The 16,657-nt window shown below is 72.6% G+C and carries 14 protein-coding genes; 11 read left to right on the top strand and 3 right to left on the bottom strand.

Features of this window, described 5'->3' with window-relative positions; all coding sequences use genetic code 11:
- The 3 genes from DCI01S_RS14005 to DCI01S_RS13995 form a co-directional block, all read left to right on the top strand.
- The coding region (locus DCI01S_RS14005; RefSeq protein WP_497463104.1) for an oxidoreductase at positions 1-685 on the top strand (685 nt) is incomplete at its 5' end.
- A gap of 134 nt (positions 686-819) precedes the next feature.
- Positions 820-1,683 (top strand): SDR family oxidoreductase, encoded by an 864-nt coding sequence (locus DCI01S_RS14000; RefSeq protein WP_061229791.1) that lies wholly within the window; start codon positions 820-822, stop codon positions 1,681-1,683.
- A gap of 5 nt (positions 1,684-1,688) precedes the next feature.
- Positions 1,689-2,087, top strand: coding sequence for a DoxX family protein (locus tag DCI01S_RS13995; protein ID WP_061229790.1), 399 nt, complete (start codon positions 1,689-1,691; stop codon positions 2,085-2,087).
- 48 nt (positions 2,088-2,135) lie between these two features.
- On the opposite strand, the gene DCI01S_RS13990 is transcribed toward DCI01S_RS13995, so the two are convergent.
- Together DCI01S_RS13990 and DCI01S_RS13985 are read right to left on the bottom strand one after the other, a co-directional pair.
- Positions 2,136-3,164 (bottom strand): mechanosensitive ion channel family protein, encoded by a 1,029-nt coding sequence (locus DCI01S_RS13990; protein ID WP_061229789.1) that lies wholly within the window; start codon positions 3,162-3,164, stop codon positions 2,136-2,138.
- A 143-nt stretch (positions 3,165-3,307) separates the two neighbouring features.
- Positions 3,308-4,819: a dolichyl-phosphate-mannose--protein mannosyltransferase gene (locus tag DCI01S_RS13985; RefSeq protein WP_061229788.1), complete on the bottom strand. Its 1,512-nt coding sequence runs from the start codon at positions 4,817-4,819 to the stop codon at positions 3,308-3,310.
- A gap of 68 nt (positions 4,820-4,887) precedes the next feature.
- On the opposite strand from DCI01S_RS13985, the gene rsmI reads away from it, so the two are divergent.
- Entirely contained in the window at positions 4,888-5,727 is an 840-nt protein-coding gene (rsmI, locus tag DCI01S_RS13980) for a 16S rRNA (cytidine(1402)-2'-O)-methyltransferase (RefSeq protein WP_061229795.1), read from the top strand.
- 56 nt (positions 5,728-5,783) lie between these two features.
- On the opposite strand, the gene DCI01S_RS13975 is transcribed toward rsmI, so the two are convergent.
- Positions 5,784-7,037, bottom strand: a complete 1,254-nt coding sequence (locus DCI01S_RS13975) for an aminodeoxychorismate synthase component I (protein ID WP_082767834.1) — start codon at positions 7,035-7,037, stop codon at positions 5,784-5,786.
- A gap of 101 nt (positions 7,038-7,138) precedes the next feature.
- On the opposite strand from DCI01S_RS13975, the gene DCI01S_RS13970 reads away from it, so the two are divergent.
- The 7 genes from DCI01S_RS13970 to DCI01S_RS13940 all read left to right on the top strand — a co-directional run.
- Positions 7,139-8,848 carry a BCCT family transporter gene (locus tag DCI01S_RS13970; RefSeq protein ID WP_244881747.1) on the top strand — a complete coding sequence of 570 codons (1,710 nt, stop codon included), beginning with the start codon at positions 7,139-7,141 and terminating at the stop codon, positions 8,846-8,848.
- A 9-nt stretch (positions 8,849-8,857) separates the two neighbouring features.
- Positions 8,858-10,711, top strand: a complete 1,854-nt coding sequence (gene metG / locus DCI01S_RS13965) for a methionine--tRNA ligase (RefSeq protein WP_061229786.1) — start codon at positions 8,858-8,860, stop codon at positions 10,709-10,711.
- Between the two features lie 9 nt (positions 10,712-10,720).
- Positions 10,721-11,587: a TatD family hydrolase gene (locus DCI01S_RS13960; RefSeq protein WP_061229785.1), complete on the top strand. Its 867-nt coding sequence runs from the start codon at positions 10,721-10,723 to the stop codon at positions 11,585-11,587.
- Between the two features lie 342 nt (positions 11,588-11,929).
- A complete protein-coding gene (locus tag DCI01S_RS13955; RefSeq protein ID WP_061229784.1) occupies positions 11,930-13,120 on the top strand; it encodes a resuscitation-promoting factor in 1,191 nt (396 codons plus the stop codon).
- Positions 13,117-14,037, top strand: coding sequence for a 16S rRNA (adenine(1518)-N(6)/adenine(1519)-N(6))-dimethyltransferase RsmA (gene rsmA, locus DCI01S_RS13950; RefSeq protein ID WP_061229792.1), 921 nt, complete (start codon positions 13,117-13,119; stop codon positions 14,035-14,037). Before DCI01S_RS13955 ends, rsmA begins: the two co-directional genes overlap by 4 nt.
- A 10-nt stretch (positions 14,038-14,047) precedes the next feature.
- Complete coding sequence (locus DCI01S_RS13945) at positions 14,048-15,049, top strand: 4-(cytidine 5'-diphospho)-2-C-methyl-D-erythritol kinase (protein WP_061229793.1); 1,002 nt, start codon at positions 14,048-14,050, stop codon at positions 15,047-15,049.
- A 2-nt stretch (positions 15,050-15,051) separates the two neighbouring features.
- A partial coding sequence (locus DCI01S_RS13940) for an ABC-F family ATP-binding cassette domain-containing protein (protein ID WP_061229783.1) occupies positions 15,052-16,657 on the top strand: 1,606 nt, incomplete at its 3' end.

Below are 16,657 nucleotides of genomic sequence, written 5' to 3'. Positions count from 1 at the left end.
GGACGAGTACGGCGGGTCGCTGGAGAACCGCGCCCGCTTCGCCCGCCGCATCGGCCGTGCCATCCGCGACGCCATGGGCGACACGATCGCCGTCACCATGAAGCTCAACATGGACGACGGCGTGCCCGGCGGCTTCTGGATCGACGAGGCGCGGCAGGTCGCCAGGTGGCTGGAGCAGGACGGCTCGGCCGACGCGCTGGTGATGACCGTCGGCAGCTCCCTGCTCAACCCGATCTACCTGTTCAAGGGTGACGCGCCGCTGGAGGAGTTCGCCGCCACCCAGCCGCCCGTGATCAAGATGGGCATGAAGGTCGTCGGACCGAAGATGTTCAAGGAGTACCCCTACACCGACGCGTACATGTTCGACGACGCCCGCCAGATCCGCGAGGCCGTCGACCTGCCGATGATGCTGCTCGGCGGCATCGTCGACCGACCGTCCATCGACAAGGCGATGAACGCGGGCTTCGAGTTCGTCGCCATGGGCCGCGCTCTGCTGCGCGAGCCCGACTTCCCCAACAAGCTCAGGGAGGACGAGCGTCGTCGCTCGCTGTGTGTCCACTGCAACCGGTGCATGGCCACCATCTACAGCGGGAGCCGGTGCGTGCTGCGCGAGTACGTGCCGCCGATCCCGCCGCGCGGCGGCCACGACACGCTCCAGGCGACCAAGCTCACGCCGCAGGCCTGAGAGAGCAGGTCTGAGAGGAGGCCCGAGAGAGGGGACGCGCCCGACCGACACCGCCTCGACGGCACCCGCGGGCCGCTACGGTGAGCACATCAGGCGGTCCGCTGCCGACGACGCGGGCCGGGACAGGGGAGCAGATGTCGAGGCGACGCATCAGGGAGTACAGAGGCAAGGTCTGCGTGGTGACGGGCGCGGCCAGCGGGATCGGTCGGTCGACGGCGATCCGGCTCGCCCGTGAGAGGGCCCGTCTCGTCCTCACCGACCGTGACGCCGACGGGCTGGCATCGGTCGAGCAGGCCTGCCGCGACGCGGGTGCGCCCGTCCTGGCCGCCGAGGCGCTCGACATCACCGACCACGACGCGGTCCTCGTCTTCGGCGAGCGCGTCATCGCCGCGCACGGGGCCCCCGACGCGGTCTTCCACGTCGCGGGCAACTCGGCATGGGGTCGACCAGACCTGCTCGAGCACCGCGTGTGGCGGTCGATGGTCGAGGTCAACCTCATGGGCACCGTCCACGTGGTGGAGGCGTTCGTGCCGGCCATGATGACGGCCGGTAAGCCCTCGGCCCTCGCCCTGGTCTCCTCGGCCGCCGGTCTGCTCGGTCTGCCGTGGCACGCCGCCTACAGCGCCGCCAAGTTCGGCATCCGCGGGATCGCCGAGGTGCTGCGCTTCGACCTGGCGCCCTACGACATCGGGGTCCACCTGGTCTGCCCCGGCGGCGTCGACACCCCGCTGGTCGAGACTATCGAGATCGCGGGCGTCGACCGCTCCACCCCTGAGGTCGCCAAGACAGTCGACCAGTTCCGGCGTCACGCTGTCACCCCCGACGAGGCCGCCGAGAAGATGCTCGAGGGGGTGCGGAAGGGCCGCTACATCGTCTACACCTCGCCGGACGTCCGCGTGGGGTTCGCGGCCCAGAGGTTCGCCCCGCCGCTGTACAACCTGGCGATGACGCTTCTCAACCGCCGGATCACCAAGGTCGGACAGGGCATCCTCCCGTGAGGGGGATGGAGACCCTCCGCGACGCCGCCATCCTGCTGGCCCGTGTGGGCATCGGCGTGGTCTTCGTCGCGCACGGGTGGCAGAAGTTCTTCACACTCGGGTTGGCGCGGGTGGGGGAGCAGTTCGCGGGCTACGGCATCCCGCAGCCGGAGGTCACCGCGGCGATCGTCGCCGGGGTCGAACTCGTGGCCGGGGTCGCTCTCGTCGCGGGACTGCTCACCCCGCTCGCCGGGATCCTCCTCGGAGTGGACATGTTCGGCGCCCTGTACTTCGTCCACGCAATCCACGGCCCGTTCGTCACCCAGAACGGCTGGGAGCTCGTCGTGGCGCTCGGCGTGGGGGCGCTGCTCATCGCCGCGGTCGGCGCCGGCAGGTTCAGTATCGACAGGGTGCTGGGCGGCTGACGCCGCCGCCGGCGCCGCCGCGGCCGCAGGAGGTCGCTCAGCGGTGCCTTACTCGGCCGCCATCGCGCGCATCGCCGAGACCGGCAGGCCCTCCGGGTAGGGCGCGTCGATCCCGGCCTCGTCGAAGGCCTTGCGGATCCGGCGGCGCAACTCCCGCTCGGTGGCCCACTGCGCGTTGGCCTGCGTCACGGCGGTCATCCGCAGCGACCAGAAATCTGCGTCCAGCGCGTTGACGCCCTGCAGTTCCGGCCCGGAGATGAGGTTCGAGGCGATGGGCTCCTCGGCCGCCGCCTGCTTGGCGGTCTCGATCGCCACGGTGCACGCCCGGTCGACGTCGGCGGTGTAGGACACGGGGATCTCGAGGAACGCCACGCCGAAGTCCTGGCTGTAGTTGCCGACGCGGGCGATGTCGCCGTTGCGGCAGTACCACAGGGTGCCGTGCAGGTCGCGCAGCGAGGTGATGCGCAGGCCCACGTGCTCGACGGTGCCCTCGGCCTCGCCGAGGTCCACCCAGTCGCCGACGCCGTACTGGTCCTCGAAGAGCATGAACAGTCCGGACAGGAAGTCGCGGACGAGGGTCTGGGCGCCGAAGCCGAGGGCGACGCCCACGATCCCCGCGGAGGCGATGAACGGCGCGACGTTGACGCCGAGTATCGCCAGGGTCTGCAGGACCACCCAGACCAGGACGACGAACGACACGAGCGACTTGAGCACCGAGCCGATGGTCGCCATCCGCTGGGCCCGCCGCTGCGCGCGGCGCTGCTCGGCCCGCACGTGCTCGGCGTCGCGGCGGCGGTTGTGCTTCTTCAGGCTCGCGGCGGTGAGGCCCCCGCTCTCGTCCGCGCTGACGTCGCCGTCGTGGCCGTCCGTGTCGTGCGCCGATCCGGCCTCGTCGTCGCGCCGGTCGGACCTCTCCTGGCGGCGTCGCCGCCACCCGGAGACCGACCCGTCTCCGGAGGGGGCGGTGACCCGGTCGATGCCGCGGTGCAGCAGCCAGCGCACCACCAGGGCCAGCACGATGTAGATGGCGATCGTGACCGGTTTCTCGACCAGCCACTGCTGGGTCACGTCGCTCATCGGGAGATCGGCGAAGGGAATGGGTAGCTCGTTCACCTCCGCGACGCTACTGACGGCCCGGCGGGTCCGTCACCACGAAATGGGGGCCCGGGCGCGATGCACAGCGGCTGCTCAGGACGTCCGGGGCGGGCCGAGGCGGCCGATCAGCGCCAGGACGGCAACCAGAGCTGGTGATTCCACTCGGTCTGCGTGATCGGCAGCCCCGCGAGTATCGGCAACATGTAGATGAAGTTCACGATCACCAGGGCGAGGTACACGCTCACGATCCCGCGCCCGAGGAGCCGGCGCCGGCGGGAGTCGGTGGCCTTCCCGGCGATCTCGCCGAGCACGAGCGCGATGAGCATGACGAAGAACGGCACCATGACGGAGGCGTAGAAGAAGTACATCTGCCGGTCGTGTTGGAAGAACCAGGGCAGATACCCGGCCATGTAGCCGACCAGCGGAAAAGCGTAGCGCCCGTCGCGGGAGACGACCGCGCGCCAGAACGCCCACGCCAGCACCGGAATCGCCAGCCACCAGATCGCGGGCGTGCCGATCAGCATGATCGCGCGGACGCACGTGGCCTCACCGCACCCGGCCACGCCCTCGCCCTGCTCGACGTAGTAGAGCATCGGCCGGAGGCTCATGGGCCAGGTCCACGGCTTGGACTCCCAGGGGTGCCGGTTGCCGGCGGAGGTGGTCAGCGAGGAGTGGAAGTCCAGGACCGACGACTGGTAGTACAGCCACGACTGCAGCGCATCGGGCAGCCAGGTATCGGCGACCTTCTCGGGGACGGCGTGCCGGTACACGGAGTTCTCGCCCGCGAACCACGGGAGCCACGTGAACAGGTGCAGGATCGCGGGCCAGATCACCAGGGTGAGGAAGGCGGGCACCGCGTCGCGCAGCAGCGCGCCGGCGAGCGGGCGGTGGATGCCGTAGCGGCTGCGCAGGGCCCAGTCCCAGGCGACGGTCATGAGGCCGAAGAAGGCGATGAAGTACAGGCCGGACCACTTCACGCCGAGCGCGAGGCCGAGCATCACGCCGGCGGTGAAACGCCACCAGCGGAATCCCAGGCGGGGGCCGAGTTCGGAGAGGTGAAGCCGGCCCTCGACGGCGGCGCGGTGCATGCGACCGCGCATCTGGTCGCGGTCCACCAGCAGTGCGCCGGCGGCGGCCACGACGAAGAGCACCTGGTAGATGTCCAGCATGCCGATGCGAGAGGTCACGAAGGTGACGCCGTCCAGGCACAGCAGCAGGCCGGCGACGAAGCCGAGCTGGGTGGAGCGGGTCAGCCGCCGGGTGATGCGCATGACCATGAGCACCACGAGCACCCCCGCCAGCGCGGCGGTGAACCGCCAGCCCATGGGGGTGTAGTCGAAGAGCAGCCCGCCGAGGGACTGGATCTGCTTGGCGACGGGCGGGTGGACGACGAGGCCGTAGGCGGGGTTCTCCTCGATGCCCAGCCGGGCGATGTCGTACGACTGCGGCGCGTAGTGCTTCTCGTCGAAGACCGGGGTGCCCTTGTCGGTTGCCGAGGCCAGTCCCCAGAACCGCGAGACGAACGCCAGGACCAGGACGACGCCGGTGACGATCCAGTCGCGGGCCGTGTCGACCGGGCCGGTGTCGGGGGCGGGCAGCGGACGTCCGGGGGACCGCACGCCGGGGGTCGAGGTCACGAGCCGAGCATAGTGTGGCCCCCGCGCCGCCAGGGGACACGCCTCACCCGGCGGATAGGGTGGTCGGCATGACGTCCGGACGTGTCGTGTTGGCGGCCACCCCCATCGGGAACCCGGGTGACGCCTCGGATCGCCTGCGCGACGTGCTGGCCACGGCGGACATCGTCGCCGCGGAGGACACCCGTCGCCTGCGTTCCCTCGCCACGGCACTGGAGGTCACCATCCGGGGCCGCGTGATGAGCTTCTTCGAGCACAACGAGGCGGGCCGCGTGCCCCAGCTGATCGACCGCGTGCGCGCGGGCGACACCGTGGCCGTGGTGACCGACGCGGGCATGCCGGCGGTGTCGGATCCCGGGTATTCGCTGGTGGTGGCGTGCATCGAGGCGGGCCTTCCGGTGACGTGCCTGCCGGGGCCGTCGGCGGTGACCACCGCGCTGGTGCTCAGCGGCCTGCCGGTCGACCGCTTCTGCTTCGACGGGTTCCCGCCGCGGCGGGCCGGCCGCCGCCGGACCTGGTTGGCGCGGCTGGCGGCGGAGGAGCGCACGTGCGTGTTCTTCGAGTCCCCGCACCGGCTGGCCGACACCCTCGCCGAGGCCGCGCAGGTGCTCGGCGCGGACCGCCGGGCGGCGGTGTGTCGCGAGCTGACCAAGACCTATGAGGAGGTCCTGCGCGGCACCCTCGGGGAGCTGGCCGAGCGCACGGCGTCCGGCGTGCTGGGGGAGATCGTCGTGGTGGTGGCCGGGGCGGACGCGGCCGACTCCGCCGCGACGCTCGAGGACCTCGTGGAGATCGTCGAGGAGCGCGTCGAGGCGGGGGAGCGGCTGAAGGACGCGTGCGCGGCGGTGTCCGAGGGGTCGGCGGTGACCAAGCGGGAGCTGTACCAGGCCGTCCTCGACGCGCGCGGCTGACGCGTCCGCCGCCGCCCACCGCGCCGCCGCCGCGCACCCCGCCTGGCGCCCGCCGCTCACCCCGCCCAGGGAGCGTCGCCGCCGCCCCACGTGAACGCGGCCTTGTGCACGCACTCGTCCCACTCGGCGTCGGGGTCGGAGTCGATCGTGATGCCGCCGCCCACCCCGAACTCGCAGCGCCCGTCGGGGCCGATCTCGAGGGTGCGGATGGCCACCGACAGGTCGAGCACGCCGGGCCCGGCCAGGCCGATCGCGCCGCAGTGCAGGCCGCGGGCCCGCGGCTCCCACCCGGAGATGAGTTCCCGCGCCCGGAGTTTGGGCGTGCCGGTGACCGAGGCGGGCGGGAACGTCGTCTCCACCAGCTCGTCGTGGGGCACGCCGGTGCGCGCGGCGACGGTGGACACGAGGTGCCACACGCCGGGCGCGGGGTGCACGGCGAGCAGCTCGGGCACGGTCACGGTCCCGAGGTCGGCGGTCCGTCCGAGATCGTGGCGGACGAGGTCGACGATCATGATGTTCTCCGCGACGTCCTTGCCCGACGCGCGCAGCAGGGCCGGGTCGGCGTCCAGCGGCAGCGTGCCCTTGATGGGCGCCGAGCGCACGTCGCGGCCGCGGCGCGTCAGGTACGTCTCCGGTGACAGCGACACGACCGCGCCCCACTCGCCGGCCAGGTACGCCGCCCGCCGGGCCCGCGTCCGCCGCCACAGGGCGCTGAACAGCGCGATCGGCTCGCCGTGCAGGCGGCCGTCCAGCCGCGTGGACAGGCAGGCCTGGTAGATCTCGCCGGCCCTGATCGCCTCGAGGCAGGCCGTGACCGACGCCCGGTGCGCCTCCCGATCCGGTGCGTCCCAGTCGAGGGTGGGGACCTCGTCGTCGTCGCCCCCTCCCCCCGGTCCGGGGGCGAGCTCGCGCGCGTCGGGGACCGTGCCCCGCGCGGTCCACCGGCCGTCGTGGCCCAGCACGAGCACCCCGTCGGCGCGCCCGGAGACCGCCTCGGGCAGGAGGCGTCTGGCGCCGGAGGGCACGTCGGGGTAGGAGCGGAAGCCCAATGTGAGGCCGGGGTCGGCGTCGGTGCCGGGGGAACCGTCGGTGCGGGTGGTGTCGGGGTCGACGACGACGAGGGCATCGGTCCCGAACGCGTCGGCGGGCGCGACGGGCGCCAGCCGGGCCGACGGGGCGATCACCGCGGCCGCGCCCAGCCAGTCCCCGAGGAACGCGGCCGGTGGCGGCAGGCCCTCGCGCTCGGCACGGCGCGCGCAGGCGTTCAGGACGCTGAGCGGATCCGGCGGCATCTCCGCCCACGTGTGCACCCGTCCAACCTGGCAGATCGCCCGCGGCGGGGTCCAGCCGGGGGCCGGGTGAAAGGGAGTTTAACCCTCCCTCGGGTCAGATCCGTGCTAGGCCTGTCAGGGTGACCACCAACGACGAGAAGACTCCATCTCCTCCGCCCTCCGATCCCCCCGTGGCCGGCGACGCCGTGTTCCCGCGGGGCCTCAGCCTGGGCGTGTTCGTCCCCGCGCTCGTCCTGGTCGGCGCGGTGCTCGTCTGGGGACTGGGCTTCACGGACTCCTTCCAGTCGGCGGCCACGGCCGCGTTCGACTGGACCGCCCGGAGCGTGGACTGGCTGTTCGTGCTGGCGGCGACCGTGTTCGTGGCGTTCGTCCTGTGGCTGGCTCTCAGCAAGTACGGCAACGTGCGCCTGGGCGGTGACGCCGAGCGGCCGCAGTTCCGCACCACCAGCTGGATCTCGATGATGTTCGCGGCCGGCATGGGCATCGGCCTGATGTTCTACGGCGTGTCCGAGCCGCTGAGCCACTACATCGACACCCCGCCCGGCGCCCGCCCCGGCGTGACCACCGCGATGGCCACCACCACCTTCCACTGGACCGCCCACGCGTGGGCGGTGTACGCGGTGGTCGGGCTGGCCCTGGCGCTCACCGCCTACCGCTACGGCGGGCGGCACCTCATCTCCAGCGCCTTCGTCCCGCTGATCGGGCCGAAGCGCGCGCTGGGCTGGCAGGGAAAAGTCCTCGACATCCTGGCGATCTTCGCCACCGTCTTCGGCACCGCGGCCTCCCTGGGTCTGGGTGCGCTGCAGATCCGCGCGGGTCTGGCCGAGACCGGCACCGTCTCCGCCGAGAGCGCGGCCGTCGCCGTGGGCATCATCATCGTCCTGGGCCTGTGCTTCGTGGCCTCGGCGGTCTCCGGCATCGACCGCGGCATCCAGTTCCTGTCCAACACCAACATGGTCCTCGCCGTGGCCCTGGCGCTCTTCGTCCTGGTGGCCTCGGGCTCCGCGGTGTTCATGCTCGACCTCGTTCCCACCTCGCTGGGCGGGTACATCGGCACCTTCTTCGACATGGCCTCGCGCACCGGCGCGAGCGTCGAGGGCACGGCCGGTGAGTGGCTGTCCGGCTGGACGGTCTTCTACTGGGCGTGGTGGATCTCCTGGTCGCCCTTCGTCGGCATGTTCCTGGCCCGCATCTCGCGCGGCCGCACGATCCGCGAGTTCGTGATCGGCGTGATGATCGTGCCCAGCGTGCTGAGCATCCTGTGGTTCTCCATCTTCGGCGGCGCCGCCCTGGACCTCGAGCTCAGCGGGCGCAGCATCTACGGCGACGGCGACTCGACCCTGCAGCTGTTCGCCCTGTTCGGCGAACTGCCGTTCACGACCATCCTGTCGTTCGTCGCGATCGTCCTCATCTCGATCTTCTTCATCACCGGCGCCGACTCGGCCTCGATCGTCATGGCCGGCATGTCCGAGAACGGCGCGGAGGAGCCCAAGCGGTGGCTGGTCGTGCTGTGGGGCGCGCTCACCGCCGCCGTCGCGATCCTCATGCTGCTGCCCGGCCTGCGGGAGGGTGAGCCGGAGACCGCGCTCAACAGCCTGCAGAACCTCACGATCATCGCCGCGTCCCCGTTCGTGCTGGTGCTGGGCGCGCTGTGCGTCGCGATCGTCAAGGCGCTGACCAGCGACCCGTTCATCACCGAGAAGGTCTACCTGCTGCCGAGATCGGAACGCCGCCGCCGCGACAAGCGGCTGTCGCGTGCTGGCACGCCGGCCACCGCTCCCGCCGCCGGGGGGACCTCCACCTCCGGTGACGGGTCCACCACCACCTAGTCTGTAGGTATGGCGAAGACAGTCCTCACCGCGGTCGCATGGCCGTACGCGAACGGCCCCCGACACATCGGACACGTCTCGGGGTTCGGGGTGCCGTCGGACGTCTTCTCGCGCTACCAGCGCATGGCCGGCAACGACGTGCTCATGGTCTCCGGCACCGACGAGCACGGCACCCCGTTGCTCGTGCAGGCCGAGAAGGAGGGCGTGCCCGTCCAGGAACTCGCCGACCGCTACAACCGCGTGATCGTCGACGACCTGGCCGGGCTCGGCCTGAGCTACGACCTGTTCACCCGCACCACCACGCGTAACCACTACGCGGTGGTGCAGGAGCTGTTCCGCGGGCTGCACCGCAACGGCTACATGGTCGCCAAGACCACCACTGGCGCGGTGAGCCCGTCGACGGGGCGCACCCTGCCGGACCGCTACATCGAGGGCACCTGCCCCATCTGCGGCGACGACGGCGCACGCGGCGACCAGTGCGACAACTGCGGCAACCAGCTCGACCCGGCGGACCTGAAGAACCCACGCTCGCGCATCAACGGCGAGACTCCGAAGTTCATCGAGACCGAGCACTGGTTCCTCGACCTGCCGGCGCTGGCCGACTCGCTGGGGGACTGGCTCAAGGGGCGCGAGGAGTGGCGGCCCAACGTCCTCAAGTTCTCCCTCAACCTGCTGGAGGACCTGCGCCCCCGCGCTATGAGCCGCGACATCGACTGGGGCATCCCCATCCCCGTGGACGGCTGGTCCGACCGCGGCGACAAGAAGCTCTACGTCTGGTTCGACGCCGTGGTGGGGTACCTGTCCGCGTCCATCGAGTGGGCGTGGCGCGCCGGTGAGCCCGAGGCGTGGCGCCGCTGGTGGACCGACCCCGAGGCCGTGTCCCACTACTTCATGGGCAAGGACAACATCACGTTCCACTCCCAGATCTGGCCGGCCGAGCTCATCGGCTACGACGGCCGGGGCGCCCGCGGCGGTGAGCCGGGGGCGCTGGGCGCGCTCAACCTTCCCACCGAGGTGGTCTCGAGCGAGTTCCTCACGATGTCCGGGTCCAAGTTCTCGTCCTCGCGCGGCGTCGTGATCTACGTGCGGGACTTCCTGGCCGAGTTCGGCCCCGACGCGCTGCGCTACTTCATCGCCGTGGCCGGGCCGGAGAACCAGGACACCGACTTCACCTGGGACGAGTACGTGCGCCGCACCAACGCCGAGCTCGTGGGCGGCTGGGGCAACCTCGTCAACCGCACCGTGTCCATGGCGCACAAGAACTTCGGCGAGATCCCGCGGCCGGGCACCCTCACCGACCTCGACGCCGAGCTGCTGCGCGACGCCGAGTCCGCGTTCGCCACCGTCGGCGCGCACCTCGAGCGCTCCCGGTTCAAGGCCGGCGTCACCGAGGCCATGCGGATCGTGGGCGCGGCCAACCGCTACATCGCCGCCACCGAGCCGTGGAAGCTGGCCAAGGAGCCCGAGCAGCGTGAGCGCCTGGGCACCGTCCTGCACACCGCGCTGCAGGTGGTCTCCGACGCCAACACACTCCTCACCCCGTACCTGCCGTCCGCCGCGCAGCAGATCCACGGCGCGATCGGTGGGCAGGGCGTGTGGGCCGCCGCGCCGCAGGTCCACGAGGTCACCGACGACATGCCGGTCGAGCTCGTCGGCGAGGGCCTGCCCGCCGCCGGACGCACGTACCCGGTGATCATGGGGGACTACGCCGCCGAGCAGGCCCGCTGGGGACGCACCGCGATCGCCCCCGGCACGCCGCTGGCCAAGCCGAGCCCGCTGTTCGCGAAGGTCGATCCCGAGCTGGCCGAGACCGGGCCGACCTGGGCGCCCATCCAGCATCCGACCGACGGTGGGGAGGGCTGAGCGCCCGCCATGGGTAAGCGCAAGTCCCGCCCGACCCCTGTCCTGCCCGAGCGGCTGCCCGGGCTCGTCGACGCGCACACGCACCTGTACTCCTGCGGGCACCGCACCGCCGACGAGGTGCGCGCGGCCGCCGACAGGGCCGCGCTCGCCGGCGTGGCCGCCATGGTGACCGTCGGCGACGACCTCGCCGAGTCCGAGGCGGCGGTCGCCGCCGCCGAGGCCGACGAGCGGGTCTACGCCGCGGTCGCCGTGCACCCCACCCGCGCCCGCGAGGCCACCGATCCCGAGCACGGCGAGCAGGTGCGCGAGCGCCTGCGCGAGCTCGCCGCCCACCCCCGCGTCGTGGCGGTGGGAGAGACCGGCCTCGACCACTACTGGGTGGGAAAGATGGACGACTGCGCGGACCCGGCCGAGCAGGAGGAGTCCCTGCGCTGGCACGCCGGGCTGGCCGCCGAGCTGGGCAAGTGCCTGATGATCCATAACCGCGAGGCCGACGCCGACCTCATGCACGTCCTGGGCGAGGTCGCCGGCCCCGACTCCGGCATCCCGCACGTCATGCTCCATTGCTTCTCCTCGCCGCTGGACGTCGCGGAGGAGGCGTTGGCGCGCGGGTACGTGCTGTCCTTCACGGGCAACGTGACGTTCAAGGCCAACGAGCACCTGCGCGAGGCCGCCCGCCTGGCGCCCCCCGGACAGCTGCTCGTGGAGACCGACGCCCCCTACATGGCCCCGGAGCCGTTCCGGGGGGCTCGCAACGAGCCGGGTCTGGTGGGATACACCGTCCGGGCGATCGCGGAGGTCCGCGGGCAGTCGCCGGAGGACCTGGTCGCCGAGGTCGCCGACACCGCCCGCGCCGTGTTCGGCCTCACCGTCTGACCCCCTTTTCGAATCCGCTACCCTCCGCCGGGATCCGCTAGTCCTACAGGGGTAGCGGTTGTCGAGTCCGGGTAGCGGATCTCGAGGGGGCTGCCGGGAGGGCCTGCCCTGCGGGGTTAGGTGGGAGGGGCTGCCGGGAGGGGCCCGTGTGACTCGAGGTACGAACGGGGCTCGCGGGGATCGTGTAACGAAACGTGACCTGAATCCCTTGTCGTCGTCGTCACATCAATGCACGTCAGGGGGTGGCGCGTTGCCGACGCTCCACCGCCTCGTTACGCTACCGTGATGAAACGCGGACGGCCGTACGGCCGTTCACGGGCGATACGAGGAGAGAACCGACCAGTGGCTGACGACGCACGGACCGACACCCCCACGGGCACCCGACCCGACGGGACGCGGGGCCTGCTCGACCCCATTCACCGACTCCACGGATCCCGCTCCACCATGCTGCGGCTGTCCGTGGCCGGGATGCTCACCACCCTCGTCGTGGGCGGCGTCGCGGCGCTGGACCAGCGCACCACCTACACCCTCGAGGTCGACGGCGAGCAGGTCGAACTGGTCACCTTCAGCTCCGACGTGCGCGCCGCGCTCGCCGACGCCGGCTACAGCGTCGACGACCGGGACGTGGTGATCGCGCCCGGCGACAGCATCGACGACGGCGACACCGTCACCCTGCTGCGCGCCCGGCCCGTCACCGTCGAGGTCGACGGTCGCAGCGAGCAGGTCTGGACCACCGCCACCACCGTCGCCGACCTCGTGGCCGAGCGCGACGACGTCCCGCCCCGCAGCTACGTCAGCCCGCGCATCGACGCGGACGTCCCGCTCGACGGCACCACCGTCTCCGTGGTGACCCCGCGCGAGGCGCTGCTGTCCGACCACGGCGGCCCCGCCACCCCGATGGCCTCACCCGGTGAGACGGTCGGGCAGTTCCTCGAGCGCGCCGGCATCACCCTCGGCCCGCTGGACACTGTCACCCCGGCCCCGGACGCCCCCGTCGAGCCCGGCACCGAGGTCACCATCACCCGCGTGGCCGTCGCCGAGGAGACCGCGGTCGAGCAGTTCAAGGCCCCCGAACAGACCACCGAGGACCCCGAGGCCACAGAGGGCGAGCGCACGGTCGTCGATCCCGGTGCTCCCGGCGAGCGCGAGGTCGTCTACACGATCACCCGCGTCAACGGCGTCGAGACCGAGCGCGCCCGCGGCGCGGAGAAGGTCCTCACCGAGGCCCGCCCCGCCGTCATCCGCGTGGGCACCAAGCCGAAGCCCTCCGCGCCGGCCGTCTCGAACGGCGGCGTGTGGGACTCGATCGCCCAGTGCGAGTCGGGCGGGAACTGGAGCATCAACACCGGCAACGGGTACTCCGGCGGGCTGCAGTTCGCCGCCGGCACCTGGACCGGCCACGGTGGCGGCCAGTACGCGCCCAGCGCGCATCTCGCCACGCGCGAGCAGCAGATCGCGATCGCCGAGAAGGTCCGGGCCTCGCAGGGCTGGGGGGCCTGGCCCGCCTGCACCTCCAAGCTGGGCCTGCGCTGACCGGCCCGGACGCGACCTTCCGCGGGCAGGCCGACCCACTCGGCCCGCAGGAGGTGCGCGCGCTCGCCGGGGAACTGGGCATCAAGCCCACCAAGACCCTCGGACAGAACTTCGTTCACGACGCCAACACGGTCCGCAAGATCGTCACCGCGTCCGGTGTGGGCCGCGACGACACCGTGATCGAGGTCGGCCCCGGTCTCGGGTCGCTGACCCTGCCGCTGCTCGACGCCGCCGGACGCGTGGTGGCCGTGGAGATCGATCCGGTCCTCGCCGCGCGGCTGCCGCGCACGGTCGCCGAGCGGGCGCCGCGGCTGGCCGAGCTGCTCACCGTCGTGGGCGCCGACGCCCTGGCCGTGTCCGCCGCCGACCTGGGCGAGCCGTCGCCCACCGCGCTCGTGGCGAACCTGCCGTACAACGTGTCGGTGCCCGTGCTCCTGCACCTGCTCGCCGAGGTGCCCACCCTGCGCACGGCGCTCGTCATGGTGCAGCTCGAGGTGGCCGACCGCCTGGCCGCCGCGCCCGGCTCCCGCGTGTACGGGGTGCCCAGCGTCAAGGCAGGGTTCTTCGGCACCGTCCGCCGCACCGGGGTGGTGGGCCGCAACGTCTTCTGGCCCGTGCCCAACGTCGAGTCCGGCCTCGTGCGCATCGACGCGTACCCCGAGGCGCCGTGGGACCTGGGCGCCGAGCACCGCCGGCGGGTGTTCGCCGTGGTCGACGCCGCGTTCGCGCAGCGGCGCAAGACCCTGCGCGCCGCGCTGTCCGGCTGGGCGGGCTCCGGCGCGGACGCCGAACTCGCCCTCACCGAGGCCGGGGTCGACCCGCGCGCCCGCGGCGAGCAGCTCACCACCGCCGACTTCGTGCGCGTCGCGGAGGCGGCGGCGCGGCTCGGGATCGGGCCGGGGCACCGCGAGCCGTAGGCTGGTGGTCATGCCCCGCGACGTGTTCACCCCCGACGGCGCGCGCGCCGTGACGGCCGTCGCCCCCGCCAAGATCAACCTCCACCTGGGCGTCGGCGACGCCCGCCCAGACGGCTTCCACGACCTGCTCACCGTCTATCGCGCCGTGGACATGTGGGAGCGCGTCACCGTGTCGTTCGCCGGCGGCGCCGCCGGGTCTGGCGACGACGACGAGATCACCGTCACCGGGCCGGGGGCCCCGCAGGTGCCCACGGACCGGACCAATCTCGCCGCCCGGGCGGTCGATCTGCTCCGCGAGGAGGCGGGGTCGGACGCCCGGATCGCCATCCGGATACACAAGGGGGTCCCCGTGGCCGGCGGGATGGCCGGCGGCAGCGCGGACGCCGCGGCCGCCCTGGTGGCCACGGACCGGCTGCTCGGTCTGGGACTCGGCCGGGCGGCGCTGGAGGAGCGGGCCGCGCGGCTGGGCAGTGACGTGCCGTTCTGTGTGCGCGGCGGCACCGCGCTGGGCACCGGGCGCGGCGAGAAGCTCGCGACGCTGCTGCACGCGCGCGCCGAGCAGCACGTCGTGGTGGCACTCGCCCACGGCGGACTGTCCACCCCGACGGTGTTCGCCGAGCTCGACCGGCTCCGCGCGGAGCGGTCCGTGCCGCGTGCGGGCGGCGTCGAGTCGCTCGTCGAGGCCCTCGGCGGCGACGATCCCGCCGCCGTCGCCGCCCTGCTGGCCAACGACCTGGATCCCGCCGCGCTCTCCCTGCGGCCCGCCCTGCGCAGGACCCTCCGCACCGGGCAGGAGGCCGGCGCGCTGCACGGCATGGTCTCCGGCTCCGGCCCCACCTGCCTGTTCTTCTGCTCCGACAGCGACCACGCGATCGCCGTGGCCGCGGAGATCAGCGAGTCCGGCGTCGCCCGCGAGGTACGCGTCACCCGCGGCCCGGTCGGCGGCGCCCACATCATCAGCGACGACCCGTCCGGCGGCGCCGGCCCCGGCGTCGACCCCACAGGAAAGTAGAGATGGCCCCCACCAACCTCATCAACCTCGAGCAGGGATCGATCTCCTTCGGCATCCGCCAGGTGCTCGACAACGTCTCGCTGGGCGTCAACGCCGGTGACCGCATCGGCGTCGTCGGCCTCAACGGCGGCGGCAAGACCACCCTGTTGGAGATCCTCACCGGTGTCGCCGAACCGGACACCGGGCGCGTCTCCCGCGTCTCCGGCCTGCGGATGGCCGTGGTCACGCAGCGCACCGAGCTCGCCGCCGACACCGTCGGCGAGGCCGTGGTCGGCGGGCTCGGGCTGGCCGTCCACGAGTGGGCGGGGGACGCCCGCGTCCGCGCGGTCCTCGACGGCATCGGCATCCACGACCTGGGGCTCGACACCCCCGTCGCGGACCTGTCGGGCGGCGAGCGACGGCGGGTGTCGCTGGCCGCGGCCCTCGTGCAGGACCTGGACCTGCTGGTCCTCGACGAGCCGACCAACCATCTCGACGTCGAGGGCGTCCAGTGGCTCGCGGACCACCTCGTCGGGCGATCGAGCGCGCTCGTCGTCGTCACCCACGACCGGTGGTTCCTCGACACGGTGGCCACCCGCACCTGGGAGGTCGTCGACGGCCGCGTCGAGCAGTACGAGGGCGGCTACAACGACTGGGTCTTCGCGCGCGCCGAGCGCGACCGTCAGGCCGCCGCCACCGAGTCGCGGCGGCAGAACCTCATGCGCAAGGAGCTCGCCTGGCTGCGCCGCGGCGCCCCCGCCCGCACCTCCAAGCCGCGCTACCGGATCGAGGCCGCCGAGGCGCTGATCAAGGACGTGCCGCCGCCGCGCGACTCCCTACAGCTGTCGAGCTTCGCGGCGCGGCGGCTGGGCAAGGTCGTGGTGGAGCTCGAGGACGCGCGCCTCGACGCCCCCGACGGCCGCACCCTCGTCGACGACCTCACCTGGCGGCTCGCGCCCGGCGAACGCATCGGCCTGGTCGGCGTCAACGGCTCCGGCAAGACCACCTTGCTGCGCGCCCTCGCGGGGGCGGCTCCGCTGGCGGCCGGCCGGCGCAAGGAGGGCAAGACCGTTCGCATCGGCTGGCTCAAGCAGGAGCTCGACGACCTGCCGCTCGACCAGCGCGTGCTGGAGGCGATCGAGGACGTCGCGACCCGCGTGGCGTTCGGCAAGGATGAGCTCACCGCGTCGCAGCTCGCCGAGCGGCTCGGCTTCTCGCCCGCCCGCCAGCGCACGCCCGTCGGTGACCTGTCCGGCGGCGAGCGGCGGCGGCTGCAGCTCACGCGCGTGCTCATGGACGAGCCGAACGTGCTGCTGCTCGACGAGCCGACCAACGACCTCGACATCGACACCCTGCGGCAGCTCGAGGACCTGCTCGACGGTTGGCCCGGCACGATGGTCGTGATCTCCCACGACCGCTACCTCGTCGAGCGCATCTGTGACTCCGTGTGGGCGCTGTTCGGCGACGGCCGGCTCACCAATCTGCCGCGGGGGATCGACGAGTACCTCGAGCGCCGGCGCGCGGCCGGAGCGGCGGGGGACTCGGGGAAGGTGTCGCGCGGGCCCGTCGGGGGTGCCTCGGCCGGCGCGGCGGGCTCCGGTGGCGCGGCGGCCGGCGCGGGCGGCGCCG

It is taken from the genome of Dietzia cinnamea NBRC 102147, assembly GCF_001571065.1.
Taxonomy (GTDB): Bacteria; Actinomycetota; Actinomycetes; order Mycobacteriales; family Mycobacteriaceae; genus Dietzia; species Dietzia cinnamea.
This window is presented reverse-complemented; position numbering and strand designations above follow the sequence as displayed.